We start from the raw sequence: 5,320 nt of genomic DNA, 5'->3' as shown, positions 1-5,320 counted from the left end.
AAAAGCAGACAATATCAGCGTACCAAGTATTGATACCACAGCACCAAGTGTGACAGTTTCATTTGATGTGAATGGTGTGACGGTAATTAACTTCAGCGAGGCTGTAACTGGCTTCGATGCATCTGATATCACTGTAGCAGGCGGTACATTAAACAACCTTGTGCAGGTTTCTGAAACACAGTGGACTGCACAAATTAAGGTGAGCGGTTCGGCAGCAGTTCAAACAGTTGAAGTTTCAATTGGCAATGGTACGTATACAGATAAAGCTGGCAACGCTGGTACTGGTACGACTGTGAAAGGTGATATTACACTGCCAACAGTAGAAATTGATCCATTCGATTTCTTCGCAGCATCAGCTGCTGCACCGGTAATGAAATTTGCAGCGCGTGCATTGCTCGCAGCAGAGCCATTACCTCCTGCAACCAATAACCCTAAACAAACTTTCAACGGTTCATCTGTGAACAGTGTGGAAGTGAAAATCAACATTTATGACAGCTCGGATAAAATTGTTGAGTCAGGTTTAGCGACATTAAATACATCAACAGGCCGTTGGTCATTTACACCGTCTAAACCTCTTGCAGATGGTCAATTCCGCTTAGAAGCAATTTCAAAAAATGCTTATGGTGTGACAAGTGCGCCTGCAAACATCAAGTTTATTGTTGATACAGTTAAACCAACAATTGACATTGATGATTCAGGTGTCGTGAGTGATGCAACACCAAGCTTCTCAGGTAAAACTGAAGCGAATGCGACTGTAACTGTAACGGTTAAAGATGCAGCTGGTAAAGTTCTTGCATCTGGTGCTGCAGTCGTTGCGGCGGATGGTAGCTGGACATATACAGCACCAAATCTTGCAGATGGTACTTATAAAGTTGAAGCAGTTGCGAAAGATCGCGCAGGTAACTTGAGTGATCCAGATTCAACAAATGTAACTGTGGATACCGTTGCACAACTTGACGCATTGACTGTGACAGCAAATCCAGATGGTACAGCAACCATTACTGGTAAGTCTGAGCCTGGCGCGACAGTGACTGTGAAAGATCCAAATGGTAATGATCTGAAAGTAACTGTTAATCCAGACGGTACATTTAGCGCGGTTGCAGCTGCACCAACAGCGGAAGGTACATATACAGCAACTGCAAAAGATGCGGCGGGCAATACTGCAACATCTACCGCTGTACTTGACGACAACGTAGCTCCAGTTGTGACTGTAGACGTAACGCCAAATGCAGATGGTACTGCGAGCATTACAGGTAAAACTGAACCAGGCGCAACAGTGACTGTGAAAGACCCTGCAGGTAACAATGTTCCTGTAACGGTCAATCCAGATGGTACTTACACAGCAACAGTTCCAGCACCAGCAGCAGAAGGTACATACACTGCAACTGCAACGGATAAAGCTGGCAATGTTGGTACAGGTACAGATGTACTTGTAGACAATGTTGCCCCAACGATTGTGAGCTTGGATGTAACACCAAATGCAGACGGTACTGCGAGCATTACAGGTAAAACAGAACCAGGTGCAACGGTAACTGTGAAAGACCCAGCAGGTAACAACGTTCCTGTAACAGTTAATCCAGATGGTACGTTCACTGCGACAGTTCCAGCACCGGCTGCAGAAGGTACATATACTGCAACGGCAACGGACAAAGCAGGTAATACTGGTACTGCAACCGATGTACTTGTCGATAATATCGGTCCACAAGTAACGGTAGACATTACGCCAAATGTAGACGGTACTGCGAGCATTACAGGTAAAACAGAACCAGGTGCAACAGTGACTGTGAAGGACCCAGCAGGCAATAATATTCCTGTAACGGTTAACCCAGACGGTACGTACACAGCAACAGTTCCAGCACCAGCAGCAGAAGGTACATATACTGTCACTGCAACGGATAAAGCAGGTAATCCAAGCACAGCAACTGATGTGTTGGATGATAATGTTGCTCCAGTTGTAAGCATCGATGTGGTTTCGAACTCAGATGGTACGGCAACAGTGACAGGTAAAACTGAAGCAGGTGCCACAGTGACTGTGAAAGACCCAGCAGGCAATAATGTTCCTGTAACGGTTAATCCAGATGGTACATATACAGCGACTGTTCCAGCGACAGCAGCAGAAGGTACATACACTGCAACTGCAACGGATAAAGCAGGTAATGTAGGTTCTGCAACAGATGCATTGGTAGATTCTTCTGTACCAAGCATTTTGACTGCACAAGTTGATAGTCAAACGGGTGCATTTGTAACTGGTAAAGCACAGCCAGGTTCATCGATTACGGTATATACAGAAGACGGAAAAACTGTCTTGGGTACAGGTACTGTAGATGCTTCTGGTCAGTACTCAGTTACGTTGAATCCAGCTCAGGTAGATGGCGAAACAGTTAAAGTGACCGCCAAAGATCCAGGTGGTGAATCTGCACCAGTAACAGCAGCTGCACCAGACTTATATGCACCAGATGCACCAACTGCACAAGTTGCTACAGATGGTAAATCAGTAACAGGTGTAACTGAGCCAAATGCAATCGTACAAGTGTATGGTGGTAGTAAAGGCACAACTGTGATTGGTACTGCAGTAGCAGGCGCAGATGGCAAATATACAGTGCCGCTCAACCCAGCATTGGTGGATGGTGAAGCTGTGAAAGTTACAGCGAAAGATCCAGGTGGTGAATCGCTTGCGACTCCTGCAACTGCACCAGACTTGTATGCACCAGCTGCACCTACTGCAACGATTAATGCAAAAGGCGATACTGTAACAGGAACAGCAGAAGCGAACTCTGTGATTAAAGTCTATGCACCAGATGGTAAGACTGTAATTGCACAAGGTAATTCAGATGCAAATGGTAACTACAGCATTAAATTGCCAACATCATATACAGATGGTCAAACACTTCTAGTCAGTGCGAGTGATGCAGGTGGTGAATCTGGTAAAACAGGTTCTAAAGCACCAAACATTACTGTGGATGCGGTAGATAACCTAGTCGATGCAGGCATTAACTTTGAATATCCTGTACTGGCAACACGTACTTCTGAGCTATTTAATAAGTTTGTTGGTTTCAATATTGGTGAAAAAACATTTACTGGTGGTTTCGTCGTTGGTGATAACGAAGTTGCAAACGCAACAATTACCGTAACAACAAAATCACTCATTAACTTGTTCGACCAAGCTGAAATGAAGCTTTATAAAGTTGTGAATGGTGTAGATGTACTTGTAGGTACCAATAAGGATGCTGGTTTATTTGACTTACTAGGTATTTTTGGTGAAAGCACACAAATACAAGTGAAAAACCTACTTCCAGGTGAATATAAATTTGCATTCTCAGGTGGATCATTAATTGGTGTTGGTACTTCAATTAGCGCTGGCTTATCACTTCAAGTATTTGATACAGCGAAAGACCCAGTGGTTTCAGGTGTAACCAATAAGTCTGGTAACGTGATTACAGATGCTGATGGTATTTACGGTAAAGACAATGTTCCAGCAGGTACAACTGTAACGACAGTAAATGGCAAAGCTGTAAATGCTTCAGGTACTACAGTGATTACAGGTGACCACGGTACACTGATCATTGCTAAAGATGGCTCGTACACCTATAAACCGACTGAAAATGTAACGAATATTGGTAAGTCTGAAGTATTTAGCTATACAGTAACTGATCCAGTTACAGGTAAATCAGATACTGCGAGCCTCATTATTCACATTGGTACAGCGGGTGATCTTGCTGTGAAATGGGATGCAGCAAATCCGAAAAATGATGCAACAACAGTTGTTGCAACAGACAATACGGATACCATTGGGGTACAAGCTACAAATGCGGTGAGTGTAGGTGCTGCTAAATCAATTAGCTATAGTTGGCTTATCGGTTTCTCTGGTGCTGCAATTGGTAAAACGAGTGGCAGTACTGACATTACTGTAGCGGAAGGCACAATTGAAAATGTAAATATCAATTTTGGCTCTGCACAGCTGGTATCACTACTTGGTAGTACAAGTGTGAATGTGAAAGATACTACTGGTAAAATCGTTGCATCAACAAATGCAGGTACATTGGTTGACGTGATTGGCATCTTACCAAATGGTAATTCACTCAGCATTCCAGGTCTGAAAGCAGGTACGTACACTATTGAGATTGTGACTAACTCTGGCTTAGTCAGTGTTGGCGGTAGTGTAAATGCTTCAATTACACGTAGTGTGATTGATCTTGATGACTTCACTGCGAAATCACTTGCAACGAAAACCACTGGTAATCTACTTACAGATAATGATGGCCATGGTGTAGATGTACTTGCTTCGAAATATACAGACCTGTATATCTCGCAAGATGGTGGTCAAACCTATACTGCTGTGACCACTACGGGTGTTACGGTTAAAGGTGCACACGGCGACTTGAACATTAAAGCTGACGGTAGCTACACATACAGCGTGACAGACTCAGCATTCAAGGTGGGTACTGGTGATCAATTTACATATAAATTGGTTGCGCCAAATGGTGATACTTCAGTGGCTCACCTCAACATTGAAACGGGTTATGAGTACAACACAAGTATTGGTAATGATGTGATTACAAGCTCTGTAGGTAATGACGTTTATACAACCAATGCAGGTGCAGATACCGTAATCTTCAAGTTGTTGAATACTGCTGAAGCAACAGGTGGTAATGGTCATGACACTTGGACAGACTTCAAGAAAGCAGATGGCGACAAGATCGATATCAGCGCATTGTTACAAGGTCAAAATGTAACGGCTTCTAATATTGGTAACTACGTATCTGTGGCGAAAGACGGTCATGGTAATACGATTATTAGTATCGATCGTGATGGTCAAGGCAGTACATTCAACGGTAAGACAGAATTGCTTACTTTGAAAAATACAGATGTTACATTACAAGAACTTTTAGACAACAATCACTTGATCTACCATTGATCTAGCAATTGTCTAAATAGTTTAAATAATTAACAATAAAAGAGGGCCCTCGGGCTCTCTTTTTTTATGCTTGAGTCATTCAAAATGCCAAATCCAAACGCTGAGTTAGCTATACAAATTTTAAATGTGGTGAAACTGATTCCGTATGGCAAAGTTGCAACTTATGGTCAGGTTGCGAAGCTTGCAGGCTTACCTAAACATGCACGGATGGTAGGGCGGGTTTTAAAATACCTAGACAATGAACAAGCTATTCCATGGCATCGGGTAATTAATGCACAAGGGCGTTTTAGTGTTGTTGAGCTAAATGCACAGGGTATGAATAAACAACAGCAATTGTTATTGCAAGAAGGTGTAACTGTTATTGAGGGGCGGGTGAATTTAAAAAAATACCAATGGCAACTATAA

Annotated in this window: 2 protein-coding genes; both read left to right on the top strand. The window is 42.9% G+C overall.

The window, feature by feature from the left end; translation table 11 throughout:
- A partial coding sequence (locus tag EXE29_RS16985) for a BapA/Bap/LapF family large adhesin (RefSeq protein ID WP_120365103.1) occupies positions 1-4,915 on the top strand: 4,915 nt, incomplete at its 5' end.
- 84 nt (positions 4,916-4,999) lie between these two features.
- Positions 5,000-5,320, top strand: coding sequence for an MGMT family protein (locus EXE29_RS16980; protein WP_117008024.1), 321 nt, complete (start codon positions 5,000-5,002; stop codon positions 5,318-5,320).

Origin of the sequence: Acinetobacter sp. WCHAc060006, assembly GCF_004209135.1 — a bacterium.
Classification (GTDB): Bacteria; Pseudomonadota; Gammaproteobacteria; order Pseudomonadales; family Moraxellaceae; genus Acinetobacter; species Acinetobacter cumulans.
The sequence above is the reverse complement of the archived record's forward strand: the minus strand, read 5'-3'. Positions and strand labels throughout refer to the sequence as shown.

Coding starts and splice junctions, on each gene's coding strand:
- EXE29_RS16980 (WP_117008024.1), top strand. CDS start 5,000: ATGCCAAATCCAAACGCTGAGTTAGCTATACAAATTTTAAATGTGGTG.